We start from the raw sequence: 15939 nt of genomic DNA on the forward strand, positions 1-15939 counted from the left end.
TCCGTAGGGTGTGGCCGGTGGCGGCCACCGACATCTTCGCGCGACGGGCAACGTTGGCCCGCTCGGTGCGGCTGCTGTCGGAGTTTCGCTACGAGCAGGCGGATCCGGCCCGCTTCTACGGCGCGCTGGCGGCCGACACCGCGGCCATGGTGAGCGACCTGTGGCGGGCGGTTCACGGCGGCCCGCTTTCCGGCCGCACGCTGCTCGACGTCGGCGGCGGGCCGGGCTACTTCGCGGCGGCCTTCACCGATGCCGGCCTGCGCTATGTCGGGGTCGAACCCGACACCAGCGAGATGCATGCGGCCGGGCCCCCCGTCGCCCGGGGGACGGGCACCTTCGTGCGCGCCTCGGGAATGGCGCTGCCCTTCGCCCGGGACTCCGTGGACATCTGCTTGTCCTCCAACGTCGCCGAGCACGTGCCGCGGCCCTGGCAGCTCGGCGCCGAGATGCTGCGGGTGACCAAGCCGGGCGGGCTGGCCGTGCTGTCTTACACCGTCTGGCTGGGGCCGTTCGGCGGCCACGAGACGGGTCTGACCCATTACCTCGGCGGCGCCCGCGCCGCCGAGCGCTACGCCCGCAGGCACGGCCACCGACCCAAAAACGACTACGGGTCGTCGTTGTTCGCCGTATCAACCGCCGAGGGGCTGAGTTGGGCCGAGAACACCGGGGCCCTAGTGGCCGCATTTCCCCGCTACCACCCACGATGGGCATGGTGGCTGACGGGTGTGCCGGTGCTGCGGGAGTTCCTGGTGAGCAATCTGGTGCTGGCCCTGCAACCCCAATAGTGAAACGTGTTCTCGTTTTGCTCTGGCTTGGGTAGGGTGGCGCCCATGGGCGACATCAAGACCGAATACGACAAGCTTTTCATCGGCGGCAAGTGGACGGAGCCGTCGACCTCCGAGGTGATCGAGGTGCGCTGTCCGGCGACCGGCGAGTACTTCGGCAAGGCACCCCTGGCAGCGGCGGCAGACGTCGACGCCGCGGTCGCCGCGGCCCGCGCCGCCTTCGACAATGGCCCCTGGCCCACGACGCCGCCGAAGGAACGCGCGGCCGTCATCGCCAATGCCGCCAAGCTGATGGAGGAGCGCAAGGAACTGCTGAGCGCGCTGCTCGCCGGCGAGACCGGCCAGCCGCCGACCACCATCGAGACGATGCACTGGATGGGCTCGATGGGCGCGATGAACTTCTTCGCCGGCCCGGCTGTCGACCAGGTCAAGTGGCGCGAGATCCGCAACGGCTCCTACGGCCAGACCATCGTGCACCGCGAGCCGATCGGCGTGGTCGGCGCGATCGTGGCCTGGAACGTGCCGCTGTTCCTGGCGGTCAACAAACTGGGCCCCGCGCTGTTGGCCGGCTGCACCGTGGTGCTCAAGCCCGCCGCCGAAACACCTTTGACCACAAACGCTTTGGCGGACATCTTCGTCGAGGCCGGCCTGCCCGAGGGCGTGCTGTCGGTGGTGCCCGGCGGTATCGAGACCGGCCAGGCGCTGACCTCCAACCCGGACGTCGACCTGTTCACGTTCACCGGCAGCTCCGGTGTCGGCAAGGAGATCGGCCGGCGCGCCGCCGAAATGCTCAAGCCGTGCACGCTGGAGCTCGGCGGTAAGTCGGCCGCCATCGTCCTCGAGGACGTCGACCTGGCGTCGGCGATCCCGATGCTGGTGTTCTCCGGAATCATGAACACCGGGCAGGCCTGCGTGGGTCAGACCCGCATCCTGGCGCCCCGCTCGCGCTACGACGAAATCGTGGACGCGGTAAGTCAATTCGTGCAGGCCCTGCCGGTCGGACCGCCGTCGGACCCGGCCGCCCAAATCGGTTCGCTGATCTCGGAGAAGCAGCGCGCCCGCGTGGAGGGTTACATCGCCAAGGGCATCGAAGAAGGCGCCCGGCTGGTCTGCGGCGGTGGCCGTCCCGAGGGTCTGGACAACGGATTCTTCGTGCAGCCCACCGTCTTCGCCGACGTCGACAACAAGATGACGATCGCCCAGGAGGAGATCTTCGGGCCGGTGCTGAGCATCATCCCGTTCGACACCGAAGAGGACGCGATCAAGATCGCCAACGACTCGGCCTACGGCCTGGCCGGCAGCGTGTGGACTACCGACATCCCCAAGGGCATCGAGATCTCGGAGAAGATCCGCACCGGGACCTACGCCATCAACTGGTATGCGTTCGACCCGTGCTGCCCGTTCGGCGGCTACAAGAATTCCGGTATCGGCCGCGAGAACGGGCCCGAGGGTGTCGAGCACTTCACGCAGCAGAAGAGCGTGCTGATGCCGATGGGCTACACCGTCGAGAGCTAGGGCCTTCATCACCTCGAACGTGGCGTGACCGTGCCGTTACGCTCAGCGGGCTAGCGCCCGACGAAGCGGGCCGCGCGCCGGCCCGTACCGACGGATCCGACTCCAGCAGACCGTAGGCGCGGGAAAGGTCGGCCAGCATCGCGCGGTCGAACGCGTTGCGCTTGTGCGGCCGGTTCAGCCCGATGAGTAGGACATGCCCGTCGCGCTGCAGTGCCACGGTGTCCAGCTTCGGTAAGGGCGAGGGCTCAGGGTTGCTATCCATCCGCCAAGTGAAGCGGAGACGTACAAATTATGCAATACAGCATAATTATGGCCTATTTACGCCACCGCAAGAAACGATCGGGGGCGCGGGTCTCCGAATAATGCGACGTACGTCACACTCCACCTGAGGAATGGATTAATTTACGGGTGTCTTATATGGTTCATAGCATAATCAAGGGCCGCACACAGGCCGGGAGAACATCATGTGGATCATCGAACTCAACGTCGCCGGCTATCAATTCACCCGCGAGATGCCTGACTTGCGGCGCCGCACATTCCGCTTCGGCCCACGCCACATGCACTGGCCGGCGATGCGGCACTCGCACGCTGCATGACCCCAGCCACAGGAGGTAGGTCAGTGGCGGCTATCGGTAAAGCCGCGCCCGAGCAAGTCTCGACAAAACGCGGCGGCACCCGGACGAAGATGTTGGCCAGCGCCGCCGAGGTGATGCGCGAACGCGGAGCAGCGGGCGTCACCATCGACGCCGTGCTCGCCCGCAGCGGCGCCCCGCGCGGCTCGGTCTACTACCACTTTCCCGACGGACGCAATCAGATCCTGACGGAGGCGCTGCGCTACTCCGGCGACTCGATCACGGCCATGATCGACGACGCCGCCGGGCGCGGCGCCCGGGTGTTGTTGCGGGAATTCGTCGCATTCTGGGAGCGGCTGCTCCTCGACGGCGGGTTCACCGCCGGCTGTCCGGTCGTGGCGGCGGCGATCGGCTGTTCGGAAGACGACGGCCCCAAGCTCGCCACCGAGGCCGGCGCCATCCTGGGCCGCTGGTGCACCGCGCTCACCCGCGCGTTCGTCAACGACGGCTTCGACCACGCCGATGCCGCGTCGCTGGCCGTGATGTCGATCGCCGCGCTGGAAGGTGCCATCGTGCTCTCCCGCTCCACGCGTAATGCGGGCCCGCTACACCAGGTGGTCGAGCAGCTCGAATTCCTGATCAAGGCAAAGGAATTCGTTGCGCGCAATAAGATTTCGGGAAAGCAGGGCGCCGCGCGGTGAGCCGCTCAGTCGCTGGCCGGTAACGGCTTGACCTCTTTGAGCTGCAGTGCGGTCTGCCCGATGCTCAGGCTCCCCGCACCCGGCTTGGTCACCAGCACCTCGGCACCGGTTTCGTCGACGTAGCGCTTGCCCATGACCGTGCCGTCGGCGAATGCCGGGTCCAGTTCACCCGACCGCTCGCCACCGACCGGCACCATCGGCGCACCCCCACACCGCAGATCGTCCAGGCTGTCGGCGCTTCTGACGACGATCACCTGGGTGTCACAGACCTGGCTCGCGAGACGAGTTCCGTTCTTGATCATTGATTTCCGTCCTTGATCGCTTACTGCTGGGCCGGTGCGGCGCGCAATCCGGTGAGGGTCTGAATGATTTCCCGCCGCAACACCTTGCCGGTGGCTGTGGTGGGCAGCTCGTCGCGAAACACTACCTCGTCGGGGGTGCGCGATCCGCGCAAACTCTTGCGGACGAATTCGCGCAATTCTTCGGGATCGGGCTCCACGCCCGCCGCGGGCACCACCACCGCGACGATCGCCTGGCCCCACTGCGGGTCCTCGACACCGACCACGGCGACGTCATGCACGTGCGGGTGCTCGACCAGGACCTCTTCCAGCTCGGCGGGCGCGATGTTCTCACCGCCGCGGATGATGGTGTCGTCGCTGCGCCCGCCGATGAACAGGTAGCCCTCGTCGTCGAGCATGGCGATGTCCTTGGTGGGGAACCAGCCGTTCTCGTCGAGCACCGAGCCGATCCCGGTGTAGCGTCCCGACACCTGCTCGCCGCGCACGAACAGTTCGCCGGTCTCACCCGGCGGCAGCACATTGCCGGCCTCGTCGCGGATCTGCAGCTCGATGCCGGCCACCGCTTGGCCCACCGAGCCCAGCCGGCGGGCGACATCGGGCCGATCCGCGGCCTGCGCCGCGCGATGGTCGTCGGGGGTCAACACCGCGATCGTCGAGCTGGTCTCGGTCAGGCCGTAGGCGTTGACGAAGCCCACGTCGGGTAGCAACTCGAGCGCACGACGGACCAGCGGCAGGCCGACCTTGGAGCCGCCGTAGGCCAGGTTGCGCAGCGACGGCAGCTCAATGGCCGCCCCGTCGCCGTTCTCCAGCACGGTGATGATGCGGTCGAGCATGGTCGGCACCACCGTCGCGGTGGTCACGTTCTCGGCGTTGATCAGCCGAACCCATTCCTGCGCATCGAAATTGGGCAGGTAGACCATTTTGCGGCCGGCATAGAGATTGGACAGCGCGGCGCTGACGCCGGCGATGTGATACGGCGGCACGCAGATCAGGGCGGCGTCGGTGTCGGAGGCCGCCCCGAATTCCACCGTCCCGGTGACGTAACTGGTCAGATTGTTGTGGGAGAGTTCGACGGCTTTGGGCTGCGACGTGGTGCCCGAGGTGAACAGCACGATGGCCACGGCGTCCGGATCGGGAAACTCCGCCGCGGGTTCGGCGGTGCGCGCGGCCGCCAGGAAGTTGTCAGAGATGATCATCCTGCCCGAGACACCGCCGACCGCGTCGCGGTAGCGGCTGTCGACGATCACCAACGGCTCGGGTAGCCGCTCGATCAGCGCCTGGATGCCGTCCGCCGAGAGCCGGTAATTGATCGGCGTGAAGGCCACCCCGGCGCGCGCCGCGGCGAAGATCAGCACCGGCAGCATCGCGCCGCCGGTGCCCACGTATGCCACATGCTTGGCGTTCGACCCGGCGATCACGCCTGCGCCGCCGTCGGCAAGATCGCTGAGCTGTTGCGTGGTCAGCCGCAGGTCTCCGGACACCACCGCGGTGCGCTCCGCGTTGCCCGACGCGGCCATCTCGAGCAGCAACGAAATGCTCATCCTCGATCTTTCTCGATTCCGGCCCTTTACAAATCTCGCCTGCAGTGTAACTCAGCCGGATTGTCCCCCGATGCCGAGCTTGCCGCGCGACAGGTGCCCTGGTCACGGCGGGTCCGTCGGCGCTGATGACATGCCCTTTGAGCCCTCCTCGGCAGGGATAAAACACGCAACCCGAATTTCGACCACTGCCGGGCGATCAGCTACCGCTTCAGCGACGAACGGGCGGATCCCAGGCCGAGACTCGCGGGATCCAGCGTGGCACGTTGACCCGATAGTCGACGTATTCACAGCCATAGCGCTTGGTGAGGTGGGGCTCCTCCCAGAACCGAATGCCGATCGCCTGGAACGTGAAAAAGATTGCGAACCAGAGCAATAGCGAGCCCGACGCGGTGACGGCCGCCTCGCCGAGCAGGATGCACAGCACACCGGTGATCATCGGGTTCCGCACGTGCCGGTAGGGGCCCCGGACGACCAGATGCACCGGCTCTCCCATGACATTGCCCAGCCCAAGCGTCCCCTCGCCCACTCGGTCAAACAGCACGTTTGTCCAGATCATCAGGGCCACGCCGGCGGCGATCAGTAAGGAGCCGACAGTGATCAGCCCGACCGTCAGCGCGGCATCCAAGTGCGGCGCGCGCACGCCTGCCGGGAAGACGATCAGTGCCGGCACCACGAGCGTCACCGTCACCGGGAACAGCAGGACAGACATCAGGTGTCGCCACCATAGGCGTCGTCGCGTGCTCGTCACCATGGAAGACCTCCTCCGTCAGATACTTCAACCTCCGTTCAACAACTAACGTACGCCGCACGAGGGCATTTGCCAACGCTTGTTGAAGTATTCTGGCGGGCATGCCAGGAGCGCGGCGCGCCGGCCGGTGGCGCACCGGTCAACTGAACCGACAGCGCATCATCGACGCGGCGCGCCAACGCTTCATGCGCGACGGGTACGAGCGGGCCACCGTCCGCACGATCGCGGCCGACGCCGGTGTGGACGTCGCGATGGTCTACTACTTTTTCGGCAACAAGGAAGGCCTGTTCACCGTGTCCACGCTGACCGGCTCCGAGCACCCGCTGCATCAGCTGGCCACGCTGCTCGACGAGGGGACCGAACGGATCGGCGAAAGGCTGGTGCGGCGCTTCCTCGAGCACTGGGAGGAAGGCGCCGTCTTCGAGCCGTTCCTGACGCTGTGGCGTTCGGCGGCGATCCACCCCGAGGCGCGAAAGGTGTTGCACGACAGCCTCGCCGGCCCAATCGCCAAGCGGGTCGCGGCGGAATTCGGGGTGGCCGATGCCGAGCTACGGGTCGAGCTGGTGGCCAGCCACCTGGCCGGGCTCGCTTTCGCGCGCTACCAGCTGAAGATAGAGCCACTCGCGTCGACCACCGTCGAGGACCTGGTCGGCTGGCTGGGCCCGACGCTGCAGCGCTATCTGACCGATTAAGTGCCCGTCCACTTGGGTGGGCGCTTCTCCGCGAACGCGATGGCGCCTTCCTTGGCGTCGTTGGAGGAGAACACCGGAGTCAGCAGCTTGTTCTGCTCGGCAAACATCTCGTCGGGGCTCCAGCCGCGGGACTCGACGATGATCCGCTTGGTGGCGGCCACCGCGAGCGGCCCGTTCGCCGCGATCTTTTCGGCCAGCTCGATCGCGGCGTCCAGCGCGGTGCCGGGGTCGGCCAGCACGTTGACCATGCCCAGCGCGTGCGCGCGCTCCGCGCTGAGGTTTTCACCGGTCAGCGCCAGTTCCATGGCGATCGCGGAGGGGATGCGCTGCGGCAGCCGCAGCAGCCCGCCACCGCCTGCGACCAGCCCACGCTTGACTTCGGGAATGCCGAACGCGGAGTCCTTCGAGGCCACGATCAGGTCGGTGGCCAGCGCCAGCTCGGTGCCGCCGGCCAGCGCGTAGCCCTCCACCGCCGCGATGAGCGGCTTGACCGGGGGACGCTCGGTGAAGCCCATGCCGCGGCCCTCGACGATGGGGAGCTCGCCGCGGGCAAAAGCCTTGAGATCCATGCCCGCGCAGAACGAACCGCCCGCCCCGGTGAGGATGCCCACCGAGAGGCCGGTCTCGTCGTCGAGCCGATCCACGGCGGCGGCCAGGCCATTGGCCACCGCGGAGTTGACCGCATTCTTGGCCTTGGGCCGGTTGATCGTGATGATGAGGATTCGATCCCGTTGTTCGACCAGAACTTCGGGTTCGTCGGTGCCGGCCTCTTGGTTTCCACTGCTCACGGTGCCGCGGCTCCTTACCCGGATCGGTGGCTTTGAGATAGCTCCTGTCGGACCGATGGTAACGGTCGGCGGAAATGGCGTTAACGCCCCGCAGAGATTCGCCTTACCGCCAAGGCGCAGCGGCTAGGAATCTCGTGTCGATCACGCCGGAGCCATCGCCGCTTCGATGACCGTAAGGTGCTCGGAAAGCCCTGCGGCCCTGCGTATCTCGATGAAGTCGGCGACCATGGCCTCGGAAACCTCGTGCGGGTCCTCAAGCGTGGAGCCATCCGAGAGCACCGAGATGTTGAGCTGATCGACGTAACTCCACACGGTGATGTTCAGGCCGCTTCCGGCGGTCAACGGGCCCACCGAATAAATCTCGGTGACCAGCGCCCCGCCCACCCGGCCGCGTTCCCTTGGGCCGGGCACGTTGGAGATGTTCAGGTTGAGGATCTTGTTGTGTCCGTCCCGACCGGAGGCCCACCGAAAGAAAGCCTGGGTGGGCGCGGGTGGCATGTAGGCCGCCCACCTGCTGACCAGTTCCGGCCCCATCAGTTGGTTGCTTTCCTTGGCGGCGATGGCGTTTTCGTGGCAGCACCGCACCCGCTCCAGCGGATCATCGGAATTGGTCGGCAGGCCCACCAGCACTCCCGTGAAGCGATTGCCCGAGATCCGTTCGGGCGAGAAGTCGAAACTCATCGGCACCGAAGCCAGTAGCGGTTCGGCCTTGCCGTCGTAGCGCAACAGTAGGGTGCGCAGGGCGCCGGTCGCCATGGCCAGCACCATGTCGTTGATCGTCGCCCCAAGCCGCTTACCGGTCTCCTTGACGTCGGCCAAGGACAGGGTGGCGGTCGCGAACCGCCGTTCCGGGGTGATCTTGTGGTTCATGAAGGTCGGCGGCGGCTCGAAGGGCCGCGTCAGTTCCGGGGAAAGTTTGCGCGAGCTGCGGCGGACCCGGCCCAGTCCCTGGGCGGTGTAGCGGATGGTGCGGGGCAGCGCTCCGACATGGCGCATGTGGTCGGCGAATGCCGAGCCCATCAACTGGCGGGTGGTGGGAGCCGGGTCGCAGACGTAGGGGCCGCCCTCCGGGCCGGGCTGCAGGTCCATGCCCCGGGCCATCAGGTTCGCCGACGCGACGCCGTCGGCGAGGGCGTGGTGAATTTTGCCGACGACCGCAATCCGGTTGTTGGCCAAGCCTTCCACGAAGTACATCTCCCACAGCGGACGGCTGCGATCGAGTTGCGTGCTGGCGATTTGCCCGATGGCCTCGTCCAGTTCGCGGCGCCCCCCGGGTGGCGACACCCGCCAGGGCCGAATGTGATAGTCCAGGTCGAGGTCGCAGTTCTCCCGCCACATCGGGTGGTGAAAGCGCAACGGCACCTCGACAAGCTGGTAGCAGAACGGATCGAGCTTGTTCAGCCGCCCGGCGATGACTTCCCGAAACGCGTTGACGTCCAGCGATCGGCGATCGGCGTCCAGCTCGATAACGGCCGCTTTGATGGTGTGCATGTGGACGTTCGGCGCTTCGCTGTACAGCAGTACGGCGTCCCACCCGCTAAGCCTCTTCACCGCTGCCCCTTGCCCATAGAGGGACCATACTCAGCGGCGGCGGCTCAGATGACCTCTTTTGCCCCGACGCGTGTCTTGGTGCGGTAGATCTGGTTGAGGAACAGCGAAGTGACGTGCGCGGCGGCACCGGCTCGCTCGCCGTCGATGAGGTCGTACCCGTGGCCGGCGCCCGGGAATTCGAGGTAGCCGACCATCGAATGCGACACCGCCCGGAGCCGTTCCACGAAGCTGCGTGCCTGTTCGACGGGGATCACGGAGTCTTTGCTGCCGTGAATGACCAGGAAGGGCGGCGCGTTGCGGTGCACGCGCGCGATCGGCGACGCGTCGTGAAAGATGTCGGGGCGCCGCGCGATCGACTTCTTCACCACGACGCGCTCCAGGAACTCGACGAACCGTTCGCGCTCCGGCGTCGAGCGGTCCTCCCAGTCGTAGCGGCCGTAGATCCCGACGACCGCGTCGACCGAGGTGTCCGCACCCTCGGGCAGCTTCGCCTGGAACTGCGGATCGTCGGGCGTCAGCCCGGCGAGCGCGCACAGGTGGCCGCCGGCCGAACATCCTGCTATCGCAACGAAATTGCGGTCACCACCGAACTTGTCGACGTTGGCGCGTGCCCACGCGATGGCGGTTTTGACGTCGATGATGTGGCGCGGCCAGCGGTGGTGCGGCGAAACGCGGTAGTTGACCGCCAGGCATACCCAGCCCTGCTCGGCGAGCCGCGACATCAGCGCCGACCCCTGACCCATGCACTTGCCGTGCACCCAGGCGCCGCCCGGCAGGAAGATCAGGACCGGCGCGGGTTGCGCGGGTAGGTCTTTGCGCCGCCAGACGTCGAGAACCTGATCGGGGTGGTCGCCGTAGTGCACGGCGCGGCGGTACAGATAGCGGCGCTGGCGCAGGCCGTCCCAGATCGGCGGTGTCTTTTCGGCGACGGGCCAGTCCCTCTCGAGATCGGCTGCCGCCACAACCCCGCGCAGCGCGGCGAGCGACACCTGCTGGGTGCTCTCCCGGTCGCGGCGGCGTACGTCGCTGATCCCCGGGGTGAACCAGCCCTTGGTCGCCGTGGAGATCACCTCCGGTGCGTTGCGGGCTCCCCAGACACCCATGGCGGTCAAACCACCCAGGGGCTCGAGATGCTTGCCGACCACGGGCAGCGAAGCCCCCGCCACACTCAACGCCAGCACATAGTCACCGGGGCGGGCCCGCAGCAACCATTTGACGCAATCGGTAATGCCCGGTCCACTCACGGTCATGCAGGGGACTGTACCCCTCGCCGCGATTCGCAAACTGACGTTTGCGTCGAACCGGCGATGGTGGCGAAAGCGCTTTGCCCGGTGTGCTCGCGGAAAGCGGTATTTATGCTGTTTGGACCGCTTTTCGCGGTCCCGTACGATCGATGAATTTTGCTGTGTACGACACGCTTATCTGGCCGTCAGGTCGGCGATCACCCGGCCACCGACAAGGCTGACGCCGGTCAGCGTCAGTCCCACCTGCGCGGCCAGCGCGGCAGCGCTGTCCACCCCGACGGATGCCCAGCGAAACCAGGGACCGATCTCGCCTGCCGCCTCCAACCGAACCCATCGCGAGCAGATGCCGATGGCCTCGGCTTCGAATTCGGCAATGCAGCGGCCACCCCGGGCCAGCAGCTCGAAGGCGCGCCCGAGGATTCGTCGTGGATCTCCGCCCAGCCCCACGTTGCCGTCGACCAGCAAAACCGTCTGCCACAGGCCCATTCCCGGCAACGGCTCGAACACATCGCCCAGCAGGGCCGGCGCACCGCCGCGACCCGCCAGCTGAATCGCGGTAGCGGACCGGTCGATTCCGAGCGCGGGGATGCCCCGCTGGATCAGCCTCGCCACCAACCGGCCCGGACCGCAGCCCAGCTCGATTGTCGGCCCGGTGCACATCTGCGTGACGGCTTCGTCGAAGACTTCGTCGAAGGCGTCACCAGAACCATCACCGGGACATCGCACACCCAACCATTTGTGCACCGGAAGTGGCCGCAGTTCGCCGTCCTCATGACGGATCCAACATCGCTCGCCGCCGAGTGCCCGATCGTAAAGTTGCCCAAGCATTTCACGTCCCTCACGTCCTAGCCGATCGGGCGGCGCGCCGGCGCTCGGTCCCCCCGAAGGACGTTGCGGCGACTCACCGGCAAACCCCAACAAGCTGACGGCAGGCACGTGCGCCAGCATTGCTGCTTCGATACCCCGATCGTGGCTCGGCTAATCCATCTTTGTTCCAAGGCCCTTCCTGCGGCTACGTTGCAGCGCCCGGCGTGGTTCACTCACCGACCGTGACGGGCGGTGGACCGGCGTGGCCACGCAAAACCGAAGAGCCCGAACTATGCTGTGCAACAGGCTCTTTCGCCCATCGGCGGGCATTGCAAATCAACCAAACAAGAATGCGTCCAGCAGCTCGTTCACCCGCGCGGGATCTTCCAGCGCGGCGAGGTGGGCGACCCCGTCGAGCACGGTGAAGGACGCGCCCCCGATCGAGTCGGCCATCGCGCGGGTCTCGGCCACCGGGAAGGTCGCGTCTTCAGCGCCGGCGACCACCAGCACCGGGGCCGTCACGCGACCCAGCAGGGCGCGCTGGTCCGGCCGCGCCGGAACCACACTGCGCACCGCCCAGCGGACCGAATCCGTGTTCACCGATTGCACATTGGCCCGCACGGTGTCCACCACGTCCGGGCGGGTGTGCAGCGTCGTCGGCCCCAAGAAGGCGCGGATGGCCGAGCGGGTCAGCGGCGGCCGGATCCCACCCAGCGCCGTCGCCAACCTCACCAGGGCCGCGTACTGCATCCGTTGCGCGACACCGGCTTTCGAGGCGGTGCAATTCATCAGTACCGCGCGGTTGAGGCGGTCGGGGTATAGGGCGGCGAAGGTGCCGCCGATCATCCCGCCCCACGAATTGCCGACGAAGTGTGTCCTGTCGATGGCGAGGCGGTCGAGCAGGTCGACGACGCAGCGCGCGCAGTCGGTGAAGCTGAACATCGCGCGCAGCGGGGCGCTGCCGCCGTGCCCGGGCGGATCGATGAGGACCAGGCGGTGGGTGTCGCCGAAGCGCGCGGCCTGCCCGGCCCACAAATCGCCCGTCATCAACAGGCTGGGCCACATCAGGACGGCGGGCCCGGTCCCCTCGCTCACCTGCACCCGGATCGCGCCGAGGCCCGTATCGACCACCCGCGAAGCCAGCCGGGGATTGTTGGTGGTCACGCTGCCTCCTGAAGTCGTGGCGCGTACCGCAGACCGCGCACCGTCGTCTCCCGATTTTCCGCGTCGGTGATACTTGTCGGGTGACGAACAACGATGTTCACCCTGACCTGCGGCGATTCGTCCGCTTCGCCCCTCGGAGGCTCGTCAGTTCCCGGACCCTGCCGCTGATGCGGGTGGGGATGGCGTGGCGCGGACGCCTCGGCAAGCCCGTCGCCGACGTCGAGGTGATCACGCTCGGTTCCGGGACCGGCGTTCGGCTGTTCCGGCCCGCGCACGCCACCGAGGCCACACCCGCGATGTTGTGGATTCACGGCGGCGGCTACGTGATCGGCACCGCCCAACAGGACGACCGACTCTGTAGCGGGTTCAGCAGGCGGTTGGGGATCACCGTCGCGTCGGTGGATTACCGACTGGCGCCCAAACATCCGTATCCCGCTCCGCTGGAAGACTGCTATGCCGCGCTGACCTGGCTGGCCGGGCTGCCATCGGTGGACCGCTATCGCATCGCCATCGGCGGCGCCAGCGCCGGCGGTGGGCTCGCGGCGGCCCTGGCCCTGCTAGCCCGCGACCGCGCCGAGGTGAGCCCGGCGTTCCAGCTGCTGACCTATCCCATGCTCGACGACCGCAGTTCGGCAACGGCGCCCAGTGCGAACTACCGGCTGTGGGACAACCGCAGCAACAGGTTCGGCTGGGCGGCGTACCTGGGCGACGCCGACCCGCAGGTCGCCGTTCCCGGGCGCCGCGACGACCTCAGCGGATTGCCGCCGGCCTGGATCGGTGTGGGCACGCACGACCTGTTCCACGACGAAGACCTGGCATACGCCGAGCGCCTTCGCGCCGCGGGGGTGCCATGCCAGGTCGAAACCATCCCGGGCGCCTTCCACGGTTTCGACCTGGTCATGCCGAAAGCCCAAGTGTCCCGGCGGTTTTTCGACAGCCAATGCGACAGTCTTCGGGCGGCCTTGGCCCCCGCCGCTTGACACGGCTCACATCGCGAAATACACCAGCTCACCGCCGATGACGGTGGCCGCCACCAGCCCAGCGTCCAGGGCGGCCAGCGCCACGGCCGGCGGCTCATTGAGCACACACAGGTCGCCCGCCTGCCCGACTTCCACGGCGCGCGGCCGGCCGGGCTCATCGGCCCGGCCCAAGAACATCGTCAAAGCCTCTCGCGCCGAGACACATTCGCGTGCTCCCAGGACGACGCCCTGCGGCGTGGTGCGGTGTACCGCGGCGCGCATCGCCGTCCACGGGTCGCCGTGGCCGAACGGCATGTCGGTGGACAGCGCGACCGGCACCGTCGCGTTGCGCAGGGACGCGACGCGCCACAGTTGTGCGTGCTCGGCGGCGGGAACGTCGGCGAGGTACTGGTCGCCGCGCTCGGCGACGAAGTTGGGTTGTGTCACGACCGTGACCCCGAGGTCGGCGAGGTCGGCCAGGTTGTCGTCGGGCACCACGGCGGCGTGTTCGATCCGGTCCCGCGGATGGCCGCCGGCCGCGCGCAGCGCCGCGATGGCCACCACGAGCTGTGCCGCGGTCACGCAGTGCACGGCGACCGGCTGCCCGCTGTCATGTTGGCGCGCAATCCATTCCGTGAGCGCATCGAGGTCCAGGCGATCGTCGTGCAGGATCTTTTTGCCCGGCGACAGGAAACTCAGCCGCGGCCGGAACTCGCCGCACTGATGAGCCGTTGTCAGCGACGCCATGTCGTCGGCATCGAGATCGGGGGTCGCGTCGGTGACGCCGGTGACACCGGTCGCGGTGATCCGGCGGCTCAATTCGGCCAGATCGGTTTCGCGCCGCTGCAGCGCCAACGACCAGCCCCGGTCGGCGCTGCGCAGCCGCCCATCGGGATGTTCGGCCAGGCCGACGCGGCCCAGCGCCTCGGAATTGAGGATCCACAGCGCCCCGCTGCGGTGCTGGATGCGCACCGGAACCTGGGAAACGATGGCGTCGAGGGCGCACCGATCGAGTTCTCCGGCAACCGAATCGTGATATCCCACAGCGCGAATCCAGCCGTCGGGTCCCGGGGTGGCGTTCGCGAGCAATTGGGTGAGCTGCGATGCGGTGCTGACCCCGGGCGGCCCGACGAAGAACGAGTCCAGTGCCGAGGCCGCCGAGCGCACGTGCACATGGTGGTCGTGCAGCCCGGGCAGGACGGTGCCGCCGCCCGCGTACAGCACGCCCTCGCCCGCGCGGGGCACCAGACCCTCGCCCGGCAGCGCCATCTCCTCGATCAGCGCACCCACTCGGAGGTCGGTGGTGGTCCCGTCCAGCAGGGTGGCCCGCTGAATCAGCATGACAACACCCGCCTTTGGCTTACCAGGCGACGCACCGCCCCGTTGTCGCCGCCCGGCGCGGACGCCGGACGCGACGCCGGCGGGGCCGACGGTGCTGACACCGGCGCCGGCGATGCCGACGCCTCGACCGGCAGGGCCGCGTAAGTCGCGGCGACCCCGGCCATGGAAACGCCGATCAGCTCGCCGCCGCCGCGGCCCAGCGATTCGGCCACCGCGAGCGTTGCCTGCAGCCCGGTCAACGGGTCGGCGATGGCGTCGCCGCAGAACACCGGTCCCTCCGCACTGGTGCCGGTCAGGCCGCCGGCCACCGCGGTGTCGTCCCCGAATCCCGGCCGGCGACCGTCATATCCGGTGATCTGCAACCAGATTCGGCCCGGGCGCGGCGCGACGTCATCGGGTCCGAGCCCCCGGCGCGCCAGCGCGGCGGGACGCGACCCCTCGATGACGACGTCGCTGACGGCGAGCAGCTCACGCAGTTCGTCGGCTTGGCTATCGAAATCCACCTCGTAACAGAGTTTTTGGGCGTTGATCCAGTCGAAAAAGGCCCGGTTGCCGGCCCGGGTCCCGTCCGGGCGGCGCGGGCTTTCGACCTTGACGACGGTCGCCCCCGCGTGGGCCAGCAGGTGCCCGCACAGCGGCCCCGCCCACATCGAGGACAGGTCGGCCACCAGCAGACCCCGCGGCGCGCGCGGCGCCACCCGCGATCCGTTCACCCGTGTCCGCGGCGGTGCGGGTGCGGTCTCGCCCAGGGCAGCCGCCGGAAGGTCGAGCAGCCGCGCTCGCTCGACGATCTCGGCCACCGGACGGGTGGCGGCCCAGCGCTGCAGCACCGGCCACGGGTCGGCGACCACGTCATCGACCCCGACCTGCAGCAGTGCCGGGACGGCGTCGAGGTCGTCGGCACGCGAGAGGGTGAGGGCCCAAAAGCCGTCCCGGGCTGCGAGCAGGCGGGTGCCGCCGCCCGGCGAAACCCGGCCGCCGCGGGTCAGTCCCAGCAGTGCGGCCCGCCCGGTCAGCAGGCTCACCGCGTCGACGTCGATATCCAGTCGGTCGCCGATGGCCGTCGCGACCTGGTGCGCGCGGGTCAGCAAGTTGGCGCGGGAGAAGTCGGCGGGACCGTCGGGCAGGCCGGTCAAGTAGGCCAGCCCGCTGCTCCCCCACTCTTTGACCTGTCGGGGCTCGCCCAATGACGAAGCCGAACTCACGCCCCCATTGTGCGCGTGGCCCGCGAT

At 68.1% G+C, this 15939-nt stretch carries 16 protein-coding genes and 1 pseudogene; 6 read left to right on the top strand and 11 right to left on the bottom strand.

The window, feature by feature from the left end:
- Positions 1-17: 17 nt before the first annotated feature.
- Both A5753_RS04880 and A5753_RS04885 read left to right on the top strand, forming a co-directional pair.
- Positions 18-785: a class I SAM-dependent methyltransferase gene (locus tag A5753_RS04880; RefSeq protein ID WP_067124132.1), complete on the top strand. Its 768-nt coding sequence runs from the start codon at positions 18-20 to the stop codon at positions 783-785.
- 45 nt (positions 786-830) lie between these two features.
- Entirely contained in the window at positions 831-2300 is a 1470-nt protein-coding gene (locus tag A5753_RS04885; RefSeq protein ID WP_067123998.1) for an aldehyde dehydrogenase, read from the top strand.
- A 76-nt stretch (positions 2301-2376) separates the two neighbouring features.
- On the opposite strand, the pseudogene A5753_RS24740 reads toward A5753_RS04885, so the two are convergent.
- A pseudogene (locus A5753_RS24740) lies at positions 2377-2562 on the bottom strand (enoyl-CoA hydratase); the annotation flags it as partial.
- A 202-nt stretch (positions 2563-2764) separates the two neighbouring features.
- On the opposite strand from A5753_RS24740, the gene A5753_RS25030 reads away from it, so the two are divergent.
- A complete protein-coding gene (locus A5753_RS25030) occupies positions 2765-2896 on the top strand; it encodes a hypothetical protein (protein ID WP_255361348.1) in 132 nt (43 codons plus the stop codon).
- A gap of 89 nt (positions 2897-2985) precedes the next feature.
- A complete protein-coding gene (locus tag A5753_RS04890) occupies positions 2986-3573 on the top strand; it encodes a TetR/AcrR family transcriptional regulator (RefSeq protein WP_067124000.1) in 588 nt (195 codons plus the stop codon).
- 5 nt (positions 3574-3578) lie between these two features.
- Here the strand turns inward: A5753_RS04890 and A5753_RS04895 are convergent, their stop codons facing one another.
- From A5753_RS04895 to A5753_RS04905, 3 genes are all read right to left on the bottom strand, one after another.
- Positions 3579-3875, bottom strand: coding sequence for a hypothetical protein (locus A5753_RS04895; protein WP_067124006.1), 297 nt, complete (start codon positions 3873-3875; stop codon positions 3579-3581).
- A 20-nt stretch (positions 3876-3895) separates the two neighbouring features.
- Positions 3896-5413, bottom strand: a complete 1518-nt coding sequence (locus A5753_RS04900) for a class I adenylate-forming enzyme family protein (RefSeq protein WP_067124007.1) — start codon at positions 5411-5413, stop codon at positions 3896-3898.
- Between the two features lie 208 nt (positions 5414-5621).
- Entirely contained in the window at positions 5622-6122 is a 501-nt protein-coding gene (locus tag A5753_RS04905) for an isoprenylcysteine carboxylmethyltransferase family protein (protein ID WP_231989993.1), read from the bottom strand.
- 140 nt (positions 6123-6262) lie between these two features.
- Between A5753_RS04905 and A5753_RS04910 the strand changes: the two genes are divergently transcribed.
- A complete protein-coding gene (locus tag A5753_RS04910) occupies positions 6263-6853 on the top strand; it encodes a TetR/AcrR family transcriptional regulator (RefSeq protein ID WP_067124009.1) in 591 nt (196 codons plus the stop codon).
- On the opposite strand, the gene A5753_RS04915 is transcribed toward A5753_RS04910, so the two are convergent.
- The 5 genes from A5753_RS04915 to A5753_RS04935 form a co-directional block, all read right to left on the bottom strand.
- A complete protein-coding gene (locus tag A5753_RS04915) occupies positions 6850-7641 on the bottom strand; it encodes a crotonase/enoyl-CoA hydratase family protein (protein ID WP_067124010.1) in 792 nt (263 codons plus the stop codon). The two genes, A5753_RS04910 and A5753_RS04915, sit on opposite strands and share 4 nt — an antisense overlap.
- A 141-nt stretch (positions 7642-7782) precedes the next feature.
- Positions 7783-9192, bottom strand: a complete 1410-nt coding sequence (locus tag A5753_RS04920; RefSeq protein ID WP_067124012.1) for a wax ester/triacylglycerol synthase family O-acyltransferase — start codon at positions 9190-9192, stop codon at positions 7783-7785.
- Positions 9193-9236: 44 nt separating this feature from the next.
- Complete coding sequence (locus A5753_RS04925; protein ID WP_067124014.1) at positions 9237-10442, bottom strand: alpha/beta hydrolase; 1206 nt, start codon at positions 10440-10442, stop codon at positions 9237-9239.
- A gap of 168 nt (positions 10443-10610) precedes the next feature.
- Positions 10611-11264, bottom strand: a complete 654-nt coding sequence (locus A5753_RS04930; RefSeq protein WP_067124016.1) for an SAM-dependent methyltransferase — start codon at positions 11262-11264, stop codon at positions 10611-10613.
- A gap of 315 nt (positions 11265-11579) precedes the next feature.
- Positions 11580-12308: an alpha/beta fold hydrolase gene (locus A5753_RS04935; RefSeq protein ID WP_067124134.1), complete on the bottom strand. Its 729-nt coding sequence runs from the start codon at positions 12306-12308 to the stop codon at positions 11580-11582.
- 179 nt (positions 12309-12487) lie between these two features.
- On the opposite strand from A5753_RS04935, the gene A5753_RS04940 reads away from it, so the two are divergent.
- The gene (locus A5753_RS04940) at positions 12488-13387 is read left to right on the top strand and encodes an alpha/beta hydrolase (RefSeq protein ID WP_067124018.1); all 900 of its coding nucleotides are present in this window, start codon (positions 12488-12490) and stop codon (positions 13385-13387) included.
- 6 nt (positions 13388-13393) lie between these two features.
- On the opposite strand, the gene A5753_RS04945 is transcribed toward A5753_RS04940, so the two are convergent.
- Positions 13394-14707: an amidohydrolase family protein gene (locus A5753_RS04945; RefSeq protein WP_067124020.1), complete on the bottom strand. Its 1314-nt coding sequence runs from the start codon at positions 14705-14707 to the stop codon at positions 13394-13396.
- Positions 14701-15912, bottom strand: coding sequence for a CoA transferase (locus A5753_RS04950; protein ID WP_067124021.1), 1212 nt, complete (start codon positions 15910-15912; stop codon positions 14701-14703). The genes A5753_RS04945 and A5753_RS04950 overlap by 7 nt, the downstream gene beginning before the upstream one ends.
- Between the last annotated feature and the right edge of the window lie 27 nt (positions 15913-15939).

It is taken from the genome of Mycobacterium sp. 852002-51971_SCH5477799-a (genome assembly GCF_001667145.1).
GTDB lineage: Bacteria > Actinomycetota > Actinomycetes > Mycobacteriales > Mycobacteriaceae > Mycobacterium.